This is a genomic window from Amycolatopsis sp. NPDC059657 (assembly GCF_042734395.1).
Lineage (GTDB): Bacteria > Actinomycetota > Actinomycetes > Mycobacteriales > Pseudonocardiaceae > Amycolatopsis.
Genome location: NZ_JBHWEB010000023.1, coordinates 17368 through 34382, shown reverse-complemented (window position 1 = coordinate 34382; position 17015 = coordinate 17368). Strand labels below are relative to the sequence as shown.

Below are 17015 nucleotides of genomic sequence, written 5' to 3'. Positions count from 1 at the left end.
GGCGTTGGTGGCTACTGGGGGCTTCCTGTGTTAAGACGCGCCTTGCTGTGCGCTGCGTGCGTAACCGCGATCGTGTCCGGTGTGGCTGTCACGCCGGCGCTCGCATATTCGACCGAGACAGCCGTTTTCGCTGGTACGGCGGCTGAAGAGTATTCCGATGACTGGTACTGGGTGCGCTATCTGGCCAAGGCCCACCCCTATAGTTCGGTAAGGACTTCGGCCTGGAACGCCTTGGTCAGCTCCGACCCGGACGCGGCCATCGTCGAATTCCTGGCCACCGGATACGACTTCGCGGTGAGCCGGGCACAACAACGCAATGCCCGTAATCTCGATTTCGTCCGAAGGGTTTACGAAACCACCACGGCCGAATATTCGCCAGAGGTGCATAACGAGGCTCAACGCCTGCTCACGGGGTCGGATTCGGCGCGCGAGACATTCGTGCGCAGCGGCTACGAGGCGGCCAAGTCGCGGGACCGCGCGTATCGCGACACCGTCGGCGCGCAGAAGCAGGCGCTGGTCGACCGCGACCGCCAGTTCGTCGGCCTGCTGGCCACCAACGACCCTGGTGAGCAGGTACGCCTCTCCGCGCAGGTCGCCACCCGCCTGGGTGCGACCGACGACGACCTGGTCGAGTTCTTCGCGTACGGCTGGGCCAACGGCGCCCGGCTCGACCTGGACGTCTTCCGGCTGCGTGGCGCGGACAACAACATGCGCTGGCGCGACACCATCACCCGCCTGATCGCCGACGCCGAGGCCGCCGAGAAGGCCGCGCGCGAAGCGTCCGCGGAAGCGAAGGAGCAGGCCAAGGCGCAGGCGGCCCGAGCATGGGCGCAGGTGGGCGAGCAGACGGCGCCCGCCCGCTCCGGCTGGGGCGAGGCGGAGGACTTCGCACGCAGGCAGGCCGAGAACTGGCACGCCGTGCTGCTCGCGGCGCAGGCGGCCCAGGGGCCGAACTGGACCGCGATCGTCGACCCGGCCACCGCCTCGGAGACCGCATGGCAGGCCGAGCAGTCGACGGCCGCGCAACAGGCCGCCTACTGGAACGCCCTGCTCCAGCAGGCCCGCGACGGCGAGCAGCGCGTCAAGCAGAGCTGAAAAAAATCCCAATGTGGCTTTGGTCAGCTTTGCCCTGACGAACGCCACATTGGGGGGCCGAAATCTGACGAATGCCGCATTGGGATTTTTTCTTGCCGGGCAGGGGGTTCTTGGGTGACCTCCTGCCCTCCACCTAAGAAGAGGTAACTGGGGATATGCGAAGAACACTGATCCACCGCAAGGGGTTCGCCCGCGGGGTCGCGGTGACCACCGCGGCCGTCGCGCTGGCCGGGGTGCTCGGGCCGGTGACCGCGTACGCGGTGCCCGCCACTGCCACCGCGGCGCCCGCCCCGACGCCCGCGCCGCCGGCCGCGGGTTCGCTGGCTGCCAAGCCGCAGTCGCTGGCGCCCGCGGTCCCGCAGGAGACGACGGACGCCAAGGCCACCGCGCTCTCCGAGTCGTCGGATGTCGAGAAGGTCAGGGCGGTCCGTGAGATCGAGGTCGGTGAGGCCACCGACGAGTGGCTGATGCTGACCGACAAGAACTTCGTGTTCAAGGTCTACGACACGATCAACGCCGACAAGTTCCCGCTCACCAAGGCCGAGGCTTACCGCGTCTACCGCATCGTGGTGAACCAGGCCGACGCGCCGGACGCGACCGCGTTCATCCGCACCGGTGTCTTCGACTTCGCGGGACGTGACCGCATCGCCTACGCCGACCGCCAGGAAGCGGCGCGGCAGGCGAAGGAGGCGCGCCAGAAGGCCGCCGCGTGGGCCGAGATCCCGGCCGACGCCGCGATGATCGACGGCACCGACCAGAACTTCGTCTACCAGGTGTGGCGCCGCTCGACCGGCCCCAAGGTCAAGGCGGGCGCCGGCGAGGCGTGGGGCGGCGACGCCACCGCGTGGAAGACGTTCATCACCACCACCATTTACAGCCTCCACCTCGAAGACCAGCGCGACGCCATCGAGAAGGCGAAGCAGGAGGACGCCGAGAAGGCCCGCATCCTGGCCGCGAAGCTGGCGAAGAAGAACGCCGTCGCGGTGCTCGCGGTGACCGCGCCGGACGCGTGGAGCGATCTCTCCGACGACAACTTCATCCGCCAGCTGCTGACGCTGCCGGAGCTGGCGCAGCCGCGCCACATCGAGATCACCAACGCCGCCAACGCCGCGCTGCGCAGCACCGACCCTGCCGTCTGGAAGGCGTTCATCGACACCGGCATCTACGACGCCGACAAGCGTGACGCCGCCCGTGAGAAGGCCGCACGCGAAGAGGCCGACCGCCAGAAGGTGCGCGAGATCAAGGCGAAGGCCGAGCAGAGCAGGCTGCGCCCGCGCCTGGTCGCGGCCGCCAACGCCGCGCTGGCCGGCACCCCTGCCGACGTCACCCAGTTCCTCGCCGAGGGCCAGTACAACACCCTCGCGCAGGCGCTGATGACCACCACCCCGACCGTCAAGGGCTGGTTCGTCCGCTCCGACGGCGGCGACGCCTGGATCACCCCCGGTACGCCCAGTGCGACCGCCGGTGAGGGCAAGCTCGGCGCCGCGACCTGGAAGGTCGTCTCCGGCCTCGCCGACCCGGCCTGCTTCTCGTTCGAGTCCTCCGGTCACGTGGGCAGCTACCTGCGCCAGCAGGACATGCGTGTCAAGCTGCACGCCAGCGATGGCAGCGACCAGTTCAAGAAGGACGCCACCTGGTGCCCGAAGGCGGGCCTGACCGGTTCCGGTGTCTCGCTGGAGTCGAAGGCGCTGCCGGGCCGGTTCCTGCGCCACATCAACGGCTCGCTCTGGGCCGCGAACGACAGCGGCGCGAACTGGTGGGACGGCAACCTCGACGTCTACAAGGCGGACGCCACCTGGAACGTGGTCGATCCCGACCCGAACATCACCACGCCGATCATGCTGCGCTGGTACAACGACGACGCGTTCCGCGGCTTCGTCGGCAACCCGAAGGCGGCCGAAGTGGTCGACGGCCCGGTCCGCTTCCGTGAGTTCGCCAACGCGACCACCTACTGGAGCCAGGCGACGGGCGCGAAGTACATCTGGGGCCCGATCCTCGAGAAGTACAAGGCTTCGCTCGGCTACAAGGCCAGGCTGCCGATCGACGACTCGTGGAGCACGCCGAGCAAGCCGGGTGCGTTCCAGCACTTCGAGAACGGCCTCTCGATCTACTGGAGCCAGTCCACCGGCGCGCACATGGTCTACGGCGCGATCCGTGACCACTGGCAGAAGCTCGGCTGGGAGAACTCGTACCTCGGGTTCCCGACCACGGACGAGTCGCCTGCGGGCAACCTGCGCCGCAGCACCTTCCAGTTCGGCAATATCGACCACGACCCGTCAAACGGCGGCCGTACGTGGGACTACCGCGTCTAACCTCACCCATTGAACGAGGGGACCCGGCGCTCGGTGAACCGGGTACCGGGTCCCCTTTTCCACGCCTGGGGGCGTAATGAGCTTCAGACCGTTACGAAGAATTGTGGTGGCCTCACTGGCCTTCGCACTACTAGGCGGGATCGTGCAGCCCGCCGCCGCGGCGGCGGTTCCCGCGCTCGCCGCGGCGCCTGCCGATGATCCCGGCCCGCAGCCGACCCCGATTTGGGACGGCACAACGGGTTTGCCCGACCTCGGCGACCCGAGGTTCCGCCAGATCGTCGCGGACAACGCGGAGCTGGCCGAAGACATCGAGGTCCGGCAGGCGGCCACGGCCGCGCTGGCGGGTGGCCGTCAGGCCATCATGGACTTCCTCGACACCGGCTTGGACATCGCCAAGCAGAAGGCGGCCGCCCGCAAGGCCGAGCAGGCACGCCAGGACCGGGCCAAGATCGAGCAGCTGCGTGGCACCGGCGGTACCTATCTTCGGTCCGAAGTGGACAGAGTGCTCGCCGGTACCGACACCGACCGCGCGCAGTTCCTGTTGTACGGCAAGCAGATCGCCGAGCAGCGTGACGCGCAGGTGACACAGGGGCTCGCCGAGCTCGCCGCACAGAACCGCGCGCGTGTCGAAATGCTCGTCGGTGTCGCGGGCACCGAGGTGAAGAAGGCGGCGCAGGCCGCGCTCGCCGCGGGCGACGGTGCGATCTCGGACTTCCTCGCGAACGGGTACCTCGTCGCGGCGAAGAAGGACGCCGACGCGCGTGAGCAGTTCCTCAGGGACGAAGAGGAGCGGCAGAAGGCGGCCGAGCAGCTGTCCGAGCTGGCCAAGAAGGCCGCGCGGGCCGCCGAAGCCCGGCGCCAGCTGATGATCCTGCACGGCAACGGTATCCGCGCGCTGCAGCGTTCGTCGAACGCCTTGGTGCTGGCCGGGAACGAGGCACGCAAGGCCGCGCAGATCCTCGTGGCGAACAAGGCGGGCGGGCAGCACCCGGCCGACGCGTTCAACGGCGTCAAGGCCGAGGTCGCCAGGCAGCTGGGCTACGCACAGCAGGCCGCGGCCGACGCGCAGCAGGCTTCCGCGCAGGCGAAGGTGCAGGCCGACGTCCTCGTCGACACCGGGCTGACCTATGGCGTGCAGTGGGCGACCATGGCGCAGGGCATGGCCGAAGCCGGTCGCGCCGCGCAGCTCGCGGCCGAGACGGCGTCGCACGCCATCGACGCGACGGCGTTCACCGACGCCGCGCGCAACGCGCAGGAAGAGGCCGAGCGGCACGCGGCCGAGGCGGTGAAGTGGCGTGAGCACGCGCAGGAGCACGCCCGCGCGGCGGCCAAGATCGCCGACGCCGCAAGGGTTCAGGCCGACGCGGCGAAGGACGCGGCTGCTCGTACCAAGGCCGCACGCCAGGCGGCCGAAGCCGCGGAAGCGCGTGCCTGGGCGGCAGCGGAACGCACCCGCAACGCGCGGATCGTCGCCGAGAACGAAGCGGCGAAGGCCGCGGCTGCCCGCCGTATCGCGGAGCAGCAGCGCGCGGTCGCGGCGGCGGCTCGCGCACGGGCGCAGCAGCAGGCGGCCATCGCGCATGCCGCGCGTGGCCAGGCCGATTACCAGGCTTCGATCGCGGCGGCGGCCAGGCAGAGCGCCGATCAGCAGAACGGGATCTCGGCGCAGGCCGAGGCCAACGCCATCCGTGAGGAGCAGAACGCGGCCAACGCGCGCAACGCGGCCGCGGTGGCGAACCACCAGAACAACGCGAAGGAAGCCAGGGCCAGGTCGCTGGAATCGCTCGCGGCGTCGGCACGTGGCACCGCGAACGAGCGTGCGGCGCAGGACGCGGCGAACCGTGCCCGGTCGGACGCGGGCGCGTCCAACACCGCGGCCGGTGCGGCTCGCAACGCGGCGAACGTCGCCAGCGGTGCGGCGGCGGGTGCGCGTTCGGCGGCCACCGAGGCGGGCCGGGCAGCGGCCCGTGCCCAGGCGGCGGCCGCGGCGGCGGCAGCAGCGGCAGCGAGGGCAAACCAGGCCGCACGGGTGGCCGAGGCGGAAGCCGCGGCGACGCACCGCGCGGCCATGGAAGCGGAGGCCGCCGCGGCCGACGCGACCTTGAACGAGACCCAGGCCGCCGAAGCGGCTCGTTCGGCGACCGCACTGGCCGAGCAGGCCGCTTCCGAAGCGCTGCAATCGCTTCAGGCGGCTGAGCGGACCAAGGCCGAAGCCGATGCGGCGTCGACAGAGGCTGTTTCCGCTGCCACACAGGCGAGTCTGGCCGTTCAGGCGGCTTCGGCGGCGAAGGCGTCCTCGCAGGCGATCACCGATCCAGCGAACACCGCGATCGTCATCGTCGCGCCGTACACGAACGACGACATCGGCGCCGACTTCGTGACGCGGGTGGCCAACCAGGCCACCGCCGTCGGTGCCGAGCAGGCCGCGGCCGCCAGGCAGCGTGCCGACGAGGCACTGGTCGCGGCGAAGGCGGCCGCCGACGCGGCGGCTCGTGCCGCCGCCGAGGTCAAGCCCGCTTTCGAGGCGGCGGCAGCTGCCGCCAAGTCCTCGGCCGACGCGGCCAGGTCGGCGGCGGAAGCCCAGCAGTCGGCAGCCGAAGCCGCGGTGGACGGTGCCGCGGCCAGGGCCGCTTCCTCACGGGCGAACCAGGCCGACGCGCAGGCACGCCAGGACGCCATCCTGGCTCGCCGCGCGGCCAACGCGGCGAACAACGACGCGGCCATCGCGGGTCGCAACGCCGCGGCCGCCACCAGGGAGGCGTCCATCGCCCGGTCAGCGGCCAACGCGGCCGCGGCCGACGCCGCGGCGGCTCAGAGCGCGGCCAGCCGTGCGGAATCCGAAGCGGCGGCGGCCACCGCCGCCGCGGACAGCGCGCAGAAGCACGCCGACGGCGCGGCGGAGGCGGCGAAGAACGCTCTCGCTTCGGCGCGGGACGCGCAGAAGCAGGCGGATGACGCCGAGGCGCGCGCTCGTGCGGAAATCGAAGCAGCGGAAGAACAACGGCGTAAGGCCGGGCAACCGGGAAGCAATATCCGGGAGCTCTACACGGTCGGCCATCTGGTCGAGACGAAGGACAACCAGCCGCTGTACTACACGACGGCGGAGGATGTCCGGCGCGAACTCATGCGCTGCTTCAACTGCAGTTTCCCGATCGACGGCGCGCCGGCCCACTACCCGGCGCCCGGCGAGCAGATCCCGCTGTCGGCCTGCCTGCCGATCCTCGGCTTCGTCTGCCAGGACGCGCCGGTCAGGGCCTATGACCTGCCACTGGTCAACGGGAAATGGCAGGGCTTCTACTTCATCGCGCAGGACGGCCATTTCGACGGCGCGGGCTCGGTGGTGGAATTCCGGTTCTTCCAGAACAGCCAGGGAATGCTCGTGGTGCAGGTCACCGGTAAGGTGAATGACCCGACAGCCCCTGACTGGCTGAACGAGTACGCCGCCGATTCCAAGTGGCACGATTTCAGCATCGCGCTCGGCGAGAACATTCACACACATCGCTGATTCAAAATCCGGTGTGGTCGCGCTAGACTGCGACCACACCGGATTTTCCGGGTAAGGGGGATCCTCGCTGTGCTCTGGGTCGACGTATTCAGCGCGTTGAGCTGGGCCGTCGCGTACATGCTGCTCGTGTACGCGGTCGAACGGTTCGGCAAGTCGCCGGTGCGGCACGTCGTTCCGTTCGCCGGCCTGGGGGTCTTCGCCGTGGCGTATCTGGGGATCGCCTGGCAGTACGGCCGCTGGCCCGCGCTCGTCGTGGGCACGCTGCTGGCCGTCGTGACCGGCGTGGTCATCGGCGTGCTCGGCCGCGCCCGCGCCGTACGCCACTGACTTCAAGTCGTCCGAGGTTTCTGGGTGGGACCTCGCTGGGGAAGCAGGAGATCTGTGATGCGCACGCGCATTGTGCTCAGTGCTGTCTGCCTTTCGCTGGTGTGCACCGGGATCGGCGTCGTCGCCGCTCCGCCGTCGGTGCTCGCCGCGACCGGCGTCAGCGTTTCCGAAGATTCAGCCGACAAGATTTTCGTCCAGTATCTCGCCAGGCGGGATCCGCGCTCGACCGTCCGGATCGGAGCGTGGCAGGCCTTGCTGTCCAGCGCGCCCGACGCGGCCATCGCGCAGTTCCTGGACACCGGTTTCGACTACGCCGTCAATCTGGCTGCCCAGCGCAAGGCGCGCAACGCGGACTTCGCGAAGCGCGTGCTGGCCACCTTCACGGCCGAGTTTTCGCCGGAGGTGCACGCGGCGGCGCAGTACGCGGTCAACAGCCGTGACGACGCCGACCGCGACCGCTTCGCCAACGGCGGTTTCGCCGCGGCGCGCCAGCGTGATAGCGCTTTCCGCGTCACCCAAGGGCAGCAGGCGCAGGCGCTGGTCGAGGCCGACCGCGCGTTCGTCCGCCAGCTCGCGGTGAACGACCCGGGCGCACAGGTGCGGGTCAGCGCGTCCTACGCGGTGCGAGCCGGCGCGACCGACGCCGACATCGTCGACTTCTACGCCTCGGGCTGGGCCTTCGGCGCCCGGCTCGACCTGGAGACCTTCCGCCAGGCCGCGGCCGACAACGACATGCGCTGGCGCGCCACGCTCACCAGGCTGATCGTCGAGGCACAGGCTGCCGAGAAGGCCGCGCAAGACGCCTCGGAGGAAGCGAAGGAGCAGGCCAAGGCGGCCGCCGTGCGTGCGTGGCAGTCCGTCGGCAAGCAGACCGAGCCCGGCCGGTCCTCCTGGAGCGACGCGCAGGACTTCACCGCGCGCCAGGCGTCCACCTGGGCCGCCATCGCCGAAGCCGCCCGCGCGGCCACCGGCCCGAACTGGGCGGCCATGGTCGACCCGGCCACGGCCAACCAGGCCGAGTGGGACGGCGAGCGCGCCTTCGCCGCCGACCAGGCCAAGTACTGGAACGCCATGTTGCAGCAGGCACTCGACGGAGAGCAGAGGGTCGCGCGATGAGCATCGTTCGAAGAGCCTTACTCGCTTCGCTGACCTTCACGGTCTTCGCGGGGCTGATCCAGCCGGCCGAGGCTGTGCCGGTGCCGGTCCGCGCCGCGATGGTGGCGGACGCCGAGCCGACGACGCCACGGCCGATGCCGCCCGACCCGTACAAGGAGTGGGACGGCAAAGCCGGTGTGCCGAACGTCGGCGACCCGAGGCTCCGGCAGCTGGTGGCGGACAACGCCGAGCTGGCCGAGGACGTCGAGGTCCGCGACGCGGCGAAGGCCGCGCTGGCAGGCGGCCAAGCCGACATCATGGCGTTCCTCGACACCGGCCTGAACGAGGCGAAGGCGAAAGCCGCCGCACGCAAGGCCGAGCAGGCACGCCAGGACCGTGCGGCGATCGAGCCGATGCGTGGCACCGGCGGACCGTACCTGCGTGCCGAGGTCGACAGGGTGCTCGCGGGCACCGACAGCGACCGGGCCGCGTTCTTGGCCTACGGCAAGGGAGTCGCGGAACAGCGTGACGCCGCGACCAGTCAGTCCGCGCGTGATCGTGCCGACCAGAACCGCGCCAGGGTCCAGCTGCTCGTCGGTGTCGCGGGCCCGGAGGTCAAGAAGGCGGCACAGCTCGCGCTGAACGCTGGCGACCAGGCGATCGAGCAGTTCCTGGCCAGCGGCTACCTCGTCGCGGCGAAGAAGGACGCCGACGCGCGCGAGCAGTTCCTCAAGGACGAAGAGGAGCGCCAGAAGGCCGCGGAGGCGGTATCCGACCTCGCGAAGCGGTCGGCCCGCGCCAACGAGGCGCGCAGGCTTTTGCTGATAGCGCACGGAAACGGCGTCCGCGCGTTGCAGCGTTCGTCGAACGCCTTGGTGCTGGCCGGGAATGAGGCTCGCAAGGCCGCGCAGATCCTGGCGGCGAACAAGGCGGGTGGCCAGCACCCGGCCGACGCGTTCAACGGCGTGAAGGCCGAAGTGGCCAGGCAGCTGGGTTACGCGCGCCAGGCCGCCACGGACGCCCAGCAGGCATCGGCGCAGGCACAGGTCCAGGCGAACGTGCTGGTCGAGACCGGGCTGCCGTACGGCACGCAGTGGGCACAGATGGCGTACGGCATGGCCAACGCCGCCCAGGCCGCGGTGTCCGCTTCGGAGACGGCGTCCAACGCGATCGACGCGACGGCGTTCACCGACCAGGCACGCAACGCCCAGGAGGAAGCCGAACGGCACGCGGCCGAGGCGCACAAGTGGCGTCTGCACGCGGAGGAGCACGCCCGCGCGGCGGCGCAGCTCGCGGAGGCGGCGAAGGTTCAGGCCGACGCGGCGAAGGACGCGGCGGTCAGGACGAAAGCGGCGCGTCAGGCGGCGGAAGCCGCCGAAGCGCAAGCGTGGGCGGCAGCGGAGCGGACGCGGAACGCACGCATCACCGCGGAGCGCGAAGCCGCGAACGCGGCGGCGGCGCGAGCGGTCGCGGAGCGAGAGCGCGCGAACGCGGCAGCGGCGCGCGGCCGAGCGGAGCAGCAGGCCGCGGTAGCGCGAGCGGCCCGCGGCGAAGCGGAGTTCCAGGCAGGCATCGCGGCCCGCGCCCGCCAAAGCGCGGAGGCACAGGACGGCATCGCGGCCGGCGCCGAAACCGGCGCCCGCAACGAAGAACGCAACGCGGCCCAGGCACGTGACCGCGCTTATCAAGCCGAGCGTGACCAGCGAGCGGCCGAAGCGCGTGCCGCGGCGCTGGACGCCGCAGCCGCCGCGGGCCGGGGCACCGAGTATGAAGGCGCTGCCCGCGACGCGGCGGTACAGGCTCGCATTGATGCCAACACCGCGAAGGGGGCGGCTGGTGCGGCGCGCGGCGCGGCCAACAACGCGACCGGCGCCGCAGCCGGAGCGCGTGCCGCGGCGACCGAGGCGACTCGGGCAGCAGCACGCGCTCGTGCGGCGGCGAACCAGGCACAGGCGGCAGCCGCCAGGGCCAACGCGGCCGCGAACAAGGCCGAAGCCGAAGCCGCGGCGACGCACGCGGCGGCGGAACGGTCGAACGCGGCCGCCGCGGACGCGACGTTCAGCGAGGCCCAGGCGGCCGAAGCGGCTCGCAACGCGGTTTCGCTCGCCGAACGTGCGGCGTCCGAGGCTGTGCAGGCTCTGCAGTCGGCCGAACGCACGAAGGCCGAGTCGGACGCGGCATCGGCAGAGGCTGTTTCCGCTGCGACACAAGCGAGCCTGGCTGTTCAAGCGGCTTCGGCCGCGCGGATGTCGTCGAAGGCGATCACAGATCCGGCCAACACCGCGGTCTCGGTGGTCGCGCCGTTCAGTGGCGCGGACATCGACGCCGACTTCGTGATACTGGTGGCGAACCAGGCTCGTGCGGTTGGTGCCGAGCAGGCCGCGGCGGCTCAGCAGCGGGCCGCAGAGGCCGTCGAAGCCGCCCGCCTGGCCGGTGAAGCGGCCGCGCGTGCTGCCGCCGAGGTCAAGCCCGCTTACGACGCGGCGGCAGCGGCTGCTCGCTCGTCGGCGGATGCCGCCAAGTCCGCTGCCGAGGCACAGAAGGCGGCGGCTGAAGCGGCGGCCGACGGTGCCGCGGCCCGATCGGCGGCGGCACGAGCGAATCAGGCGGATGCCCAGGCTCGCCAGGACGCGATACTCGCTCGCAAGGCGGCCAACGCGGCGAACAACGACGCGGCCATCGCCGGGCGTGCGGCTTCGGCTGCCGAGCAGGACGCGGCGGCCGCTCGATCCGCGGCCAGCCGCGCCGAAGCGGACGCGGCCGCGGCCCGTGGCGCGGCTGATCGTGCGGAAGCTGACGCTGTCGCGGCCGACGCGGCCGCGACCAGTGCGCAGCATCACGCCGAAGCCGCCGCCGAGGCCGCGAAGAACGCGATGAACAGCGCGATCGACGCGAGCAAGGCAGCGGATCGAGCGGAAGAAGCGGCGCGCAAGGCAGACGAGGAAAGGCGACGTCAGCAGGCAGGCGCGGGTGATGCGGGCCCGGGCCTCAGCCCTGAAGAAGAACAGGCGATCTTGGAATGGGGCGGCCAGGAGCTTCTCGACGAGTATCGGAAGTCCTACGCGGACGCGAAGAAGAGCGTCATCGACTACATCATCGAGGTCGGTGGTGAGGTGCTGCTCGACGTGCTCGGGGTCACCGACGCCAAGAAGTGTTTCGGTGAGGGCGATGTCGCGGCCTGTCTGTGGACCGTGATCAACGTCGGCTCCCTGTTCCTCCTGGTCGCCAAGCTGCCCAAGGTCAGTGCGGCGGTCGCGAAGGTGGTCGGCGGGCTGACGAAGTTCCTCGAAGCGTCGACCGCGGGCAGCAAATTCCTCGACAAGGCGCGCGATCTCGCCGGTATCTTCAAGAACGCCTGCGTGCCGACCGCGGCGGCGAGAGGGGTGGCCGCACAGGCCGCAGCCGCTTGCCGGATCAAACATGTGTCACCTGTCGACCAGGATTGGGGCACCAAGGGCGCGCACATCAACCTGGAGAACGGCCGGGAAGTACGGATCTTCCCCGACAACACGGGCAGCATCGGTGGCGGCAGTATTCCGGTGCAGGCAGGCCTGGCCACGGACAAGGAGATCGCCGCCGTCGTGGCCGCGATCAAGAACAATCCCAAGCTGCGTGCCGACTTGATCGCCAAGACCAAGTCCGCCATGGAGAAGATGAACGCCGGCGAGTGGGGGATGGATGCCAATCGTGCGGCGGAAATGATGTTCCTGATCAAGGCATTGGAGAAGATGTAGGTGACCGACCTGGATTTCTACGCACGTGCCGTCATCGACGGCAAGGTGCTGGGCCTCGGGCAGGGGTCCCTGCCCGAGGAATGGGAGGACCGGCTTGGCGCGGGTTACGTCGATGACGTCCGAAAGGGACGTATGCGCCGTGATTTCGGGTTGGTAGAGGTCTCGTTCCAGCGTGTGCGGGGAATCTGGCAGTGCTTCGGTGCCGGCATACAGGTGCATCGGCTGGGCCGGGGCGGGGAAGCCGTCGTCCCGGCCCCGCTACTGGCCGAATTCGGCGAATTCGGGAGTCCGGTCGGGTTCGCCGGACTTGATGCCGCGGTAGCGCGTATGGGCGGTCGTCTCGAAAGCGCCAATGACGGAGGTAGCACCTACCATGATCAGTTCTTGTCAACCTCTTCCAACGTCAGGGTGCACGTAGTGTCCCAAGTGGATGATCCAGGTGATGGGGGCACATCGGTCGGCGATGTCTGGTCAATTCATCTTTCCTGGCTCGGGAGTTAGGAAAATCCGATACCGGATGAGTCTTCCTGCTATGTGGGTATTTATTCCGGTTAACTTCATTATGAAGGCTTGTGAGGGGTAATGAAAAAGAACGGTATCGTGGTGACGGTGACCGCCGTCGCGTTGGCCGCCGGGTTGCTCGGCGTGCCGGCGCAGGCGGCGCCCGCCGCAGCATCCAGACCGGCGGCTTCGGCCTCCGCCGCGCAGGCAGCCGCGGCGCCGGAGTCCACAATGGAGGACAAGGTCCGTGCGGCCGCGGCGCTCGGCATCGTGGCGGGCGACGACCTGCTCATCTTGAGTGACCGTAACTTCGTCATCGCGTTGTGGCGGCAGGCCACGGGTGCCGAGGTGCGCGCGTCGGCGGAACTCGCGTTCGCGGGCTCCGATTTCGAGTGCACGCAGTGGATCAAGACGGAGATCCACGAGGCGAAACTGCGTGACGATGTCCAGGAGCAGCGTGACGCCGAAGTCGCGCGCGCCGCTCGTGAGCTCAAGCAGCACGCGGCCGCGACCATTGGTATCTCGGCCGAGCCGGAGTTGCTCATCCAGAGTTACAAGGACTTCGTCTACGCACTGTGGGAGCGGTCGACCGGGCCGAAGGTGAAGGCGGCGGCGCTGGTCGCGTTCGGTGCGTCCGAGGCCGATCAGAAGGAGTTCTTGCTCAACGGGATCGTCGCGGCGCACGCGCAGGACCAGCAGGACAAGATCGACGCCGACACGGAAGCCTCCGAAGCGGAGAAGGCACGGCTGGCGGCGAGAGACGCGAAGTCCCGTGCGGCGGCCGTTCTTGGCATTGTCGCCACTGAGAGCCTGCTGGTGCTCACTGACGACAATTTCATCCGGGAGATCTGGAACCGGGCAGCGGCGAAGGAGGGCGCGGAGGAGGTCGCCGCGGCGGCGGAGACTGCGCTGCGCAGCCCTGCTCCGGCGGACTGGAAAGCGTTCATCGACACCGGTATCCACGAGGCGAACAAGCGTGACATCGCGATCGCGCTGAAGAAGAAGCAGGACGCGGACAAGCGGCGGCTGCAAGAGCTCAGGACCAAGTCGGCGGCGAGCGGTATGCATCCCGCGCTCGTCGCGCTGGCCGACCGCGCGCTGGCGGGCACTCCCAACGACGTCGAGTGGTTCCTGCGGCGCGGGCAGTTCGAGGACGCGGCCTTGCGTCAGTCGTTCCAGGCGGAAACCATCGGCTCACGCCTTTCGTACATCCGAGGCACACCGGGCGCGCAGGCCGTCATCGGGTTCGGCCACGTGAACCCCGAGCCTGGTGACGGCGCCGACGCCACCTGGAAGGTCGTCCCCGGCCTCGCGGACACCGGCTGCTATTCGCTCGAATCCGTCACCAAGCCGAATTTCTTCCTGCGTCAGCTCAACTTCAAGGTGAACATCGCGTTCAACGACGAGTCCTCCCAGTTCCGGGTCGACGCCACCTGGTGCACCAAGCCCGCCCCGTTCGCCGGCGGTGTGACACTCGAGGCGAAGGGACAGCCGGGTCGATTCCTGCGCCACCACGGCGGCCAGTTGTGGGCGGCGAACAACAAGGGCGCGAACCCGTTCGACGCGGCAGCCAACTTCGACGTCGACCGGTTCTGGTGGGTCAATGCCGAGAACCCCGTCAGTACCGCGATCTACCGTCGCTACTTGAACGACCTGCCGATCCGCAACCGGGTCGGTGCCCCGGTCGGCGAGGAGAAGATCGAAGGCGCCATTCGTTACCGCGATTACCAGAAAGGCAGGCTGACCTGGTCGGCGTCGACCGGTGTCAAGGAAATGGAAGGGAACATCCTCGCCAAGTACAAGGTGGCGAACGGGCTCGCTCACGATTTCTACGGCGCGCCGACCACCGATGAACTGGGTACGCCCGACAAGATCGGACGCTACAACCACTTCGCGGGCGGTGGCTCCATTTACTGGACCTCGGCCACCGGTGCGCACATGATCTATGGCGCGATCAAAACCCGATGGGTGGCACTGAAATCGGAAACCTCTTACCTGGGTTATCCGATTACCGACCTGATCGATGTTCCAGGCGGCCGGTGTGTCAACTTCCAGCACGGTTCGATCAGCTGGAACTCGACGACGGGCAAGGTTCTCGACGTCAAGGTCGCCTGCTCGAAGGCGTAGCTACAGAACAGTTCACGTAAGGGGACGCTCGCTTTTCGCGGGCGTCCCTTACGTGTCTGGTGCCTCATACTTTTTACCTATTGTTGAAACCGTCAGCACTCGGCTATGGTCGTCATGGAAAAATCTGCCGGCTCATCCGGCATCTGGGGATTTGACTTTTCATGCTCATGCCTGCTCATTTCACTGAGTGGACTTTGACGACTGCGAGGAACAATGCGAAGAACGCGTGTAGTGGTGACGGCGACCGCCGTCGCTTTGATCGCCGGGCTCCTGGGAGCGCCTGCACAAGCGGTTTCCACCGCTTCGGCCAGTCCCGCGGCTTCGGCGGCCGCACAGGCAGCGGCCACGCCTGAGTCCACAATGGAGGACAAGGTCAGGGCCGCCGCGGCGCTCGGCATCGTCGCCGGCGACGACCTGCTGATCTTGAGCGACCGTAACTTCGTCATCGCGTTGTGGCGGCAGGCGACCGGCGCCGAGGTGCGCGCGTCGGCGGAACTCGCGTTCGCGGGCTCCGATGGCGAGTGCACGCAGTGGATCAAGACCGGTATCCACGAGGCGAAGCGCCGCGATGACATCCAGGAGCAGCGTGACGCCGAGGTCGCGCGCGCCGCTCGTGAACTCAAGCAGCACGCGGCCGCGACCATCGGGATCGCCGCCGAGCCGGAACTGCTCATCCAGAGCTACAAGGACTTCGTCTACGCGCTGTGGCAGCGTGCCACCGGGCCGAAGGTGAAGGCGGCCGCGCTGGTCGCGTTCGGTGCCACCGAAGCCGACCAGAAGGAGTTCCTGCTCAACGGGATCGTCGCGGCGCACGCGCAGGACCAGCAGGACAAGATCGACGCCGACACGGAAGCCTCCGAGGCCGAGAAGGCGCGCCTGGCCGCCCGTGACGCGAAGTCCCGCGCGGCGGCGGTGCTCGGCATCGTCGCCACCGAGAACATCCTGGTGCTCTCCGACGAGAACTTCGTACGTGAGATGTGGAACCGCGCGGTGCCCGGCAGCGAGATCGCCGTGGCCGCCGAGCGCGCGCTGCGCAGCTCCGTTCCTGCGGACTGGAAGGCGTTCATCGACACCGGCATCTACGACGCCAACAAGCGTGACATCGCGATCGCGCTGAAGAAGAAGCAGGACGCCGACAAGCGCCGCCTGCAGGAGATCCGGACCAAGGCCGCCAACAGCGGCATGCACCCCGGCCTGGTCGCCGCGGCCGACCGCGCGCTGGGTGGCACACCGGACGACATCGACACGTTCCTGCGGGTCGGCCAGTACGACGACGCCGTGCTGCGCCAGTCGCTCTGGGCTGACTCGCAGGGCTCGCGCGGTTTCCAGATCCGCGGCGACGCCGGCGCGCAGGCCGTGATCAGCTTCGGCCGGGTCAACCCGGAGAACGGCGACGGTCTCGACGCGACCTGGAAGGTCGTGCCCGGTCTCGCCGACTTCGACTGCCACTCGTTCGAATCCGCCACCAAGCCGGGCGTCTACCTGCGCCAGCTCGACTTCAAGGTGCTCATCGCGGCCTCGGACGGCTCGGACCGCTTCCGCGCCGACGCGACCTGGTGCACCCGGCCCGCGCCGTGGGCACACGGCGTGAAGCTCGAGTCGAAGGGCCTGCCGGGCCGCTTCCTCCGTCACTCCGGCGGAAAGGTGTACGCCGCCGACAAGAGCGGCGCGAACCCGTTCGACGCCGCGACGAACTTCGACGTCGAGGCCTTCTGGCGGGTGTTCCCGGCTACTCCGGCGACCACCGCTATCGATCGCCGCTGGCTCAACGACGACGCGGTCCGCGCGCTGCTCGGCGACGCGGCCGACGTCGAGAAGATCCAGGGCTCGCTGCGCTACCGCGACTTCCAGAAGGGCAGGCTGACCTGGTCGCAGGCGACCGGCGTCAAGGAGATGCGGGGCAACATCCTCGCGAAGTACAAGGAGACCGGCGTCATCACCAGCGGCATCTACGGCGCGCCGACCACCGACGAGACCGGCACTCCTGACGGCATCGGCCGCTACAACCACTTCGCGGGCGGCGGCTCGATCTACTGGACCGCGGGCACCGGGGCGCACCTCGTTTACGGCGGGGTCAAGGACCGCTGGCGCGCGCTGGACTGGGAGCGTTCGTACCTGGGTTACCCGGTGTCCGACCCGATCACCGTGCCGGGCGGCACCTGCTCCAACTTCCAGCACGGCTCGATCAGCTGGAACTCGACCACGGGCAAGGTCGTCGACTCACGCTCCGCGTGCTCGACGGCGTAACCACATAAAACGAGTCGTGGGGGGGGGGGGGGGGGGGTGTCGGGGGGGGCCGCCACCACCCCCTTTGTTGCT

The 17015-nt window shown here is 69.3% G+C and carries 9 protein-coding genes; all 9 read left to right on the top strand.

What is annotated here, in order from left to right; translation table 11 throughout:
- Positions 1–81: 81 nt before the first annotated feature.
- Positions 82–1095, top strand: coding sequence for a hypothetical protein (locus ACFV15_RS15255; protein ID WP_378351056.1), 1014 nt, complete (start codon positions 82–84; stop codon positions 1093–1095).
- A 155-nt stretch (positions 1096–1250) separates the two neighbouring features.
- On the top strand, positions 1251–3407 hold the full coding sequence (locus ACFV15_RS15250; RefSeq protein ID WP_378351055.1) for an AbfB domain-containing protein: 2157 nt from the start codon (positions 1251–1253) through the stop codon (positions 3405–3407).
- Between the two features lie 106 nt (positions 3408–3513).
- Positions 3514–6912, top strand: a complete 3399-nt coding sequence (locus ACFV15_RS15245; protein ID WP_378351054.1) for a hypothetical protein — start codon at positions 3514–3516, stop codon at positions 6910–6912.
- A gap of 69 nt (positions 6913–6981) precedes the next feature.
- Complete coding sequence (locus ACFV15_RS15240; protein WP_378351053.1) at positions 6982–7239, top strand: hypothetical protein; 258 nt, start codon at positions 6982–6984, stop codon at positions 7237–7239.
- 57 nt (positions 7240–7296) lie between these two features.
- Positions 7297–8355, top strand: coding sequence for a hypothetical protein (locus tag ACFV15_RS15235; RefSeq protein ID WP_378351052.1), 1059 nt, complete (start codon positions 7297–7299; stop codon positions 8353–8355).
- Entirely contained in the window at positions 8352–12068 is a 3717-nt protein-coding gene (locus ACFV15_RS15230) for an ALF repeat-containing protein (protein WP_378351051.1), read from the top strand. The genes ACFV15_RS15235 and ACFV15_RS15230 overlap by 4 nt, the downstream gene beginning before the upstream one ends.
- The gene (locus ACFV15_RS15225; RefSeq protein WP_378351050.1) at positions 12069–12569 is read left to right on the top strand and encodes a hypothetical protein; all 501 of its coding nucleotides are present in this window, start codon (positions 12069–12071) and stop codon (positions 12567–12569) included.
- Positions 12570–12650: 81 nt separating this feature from the next.
- Complete coding sequence (locus tag ACFV15_RS15220) at positions 12651–14696, top strand: AbfB domain-containing protein (RefSeq protein ID WP_378351049.1); 2046 nt, start codon at positions 12651–12653, stop codon at positions 14694–14696.
- 213 nt (positions 14697–14909) lie between these two features.
- On the top strand, positions 14910–16943 hold the full coding sequence (locus ACFV15_RS15215; RefSeq protein WP_378351048.1) for an AbfB domain-containing protein: 2034 nt from the start codon (positions 14910–14912) through the stop codon (positions 16941–16943).
- The last annotated feature ends 72 nt before the right edge of the window (positions 16944–17015 follow it).